General features: G+C 61.1%; 1 pseudogene. It reads left to right on the forward strand.

Annotation, left to right across the window (positions count from 1 at the left end):
- A pseudogene (locus tag GYA94_RS22015) lies at positions 1-270 on the forward strand (glutamine synthetase); the annotation flags it as partial.

A 270-nucleotide genomic window follows, 5' to 3' on the forward strand; every position in this document is an offset into this window, starting at 1 on the left:
CGCCGCGCAACGTGCTGAAAAAAGTGCTCAAGCTCTACGCCGACAAAGGCTGGCAGCCGATCGTCGCGCCGGAAATGGAATTTTACCTCACCAAGCGCAGTGAAGACCCGGACTTCCCGCTGCAGCCGCCGGTAGGCCGTTCCGGTCGCCCGGAAACCGGCCGACAGTCGTTCTCGATCGAAGCGGCGAACGAATTCGACCCGTTGTTCGAAGACGTGTACGACTGGTGCGAGCTGCAGCAACTGGACCTCGACACGCTGATCCACGAAG

The organism is Pseudomonas juntendi (assembly GCF_009932375.1).
Classification (GTDB): Bacteria; Pseudomonadota; Gammaproteobacteria; order Pseudomonadales; family Pseudomonadaceae; genus Aquipseudomonas; species Aquipseudomonas juntendi.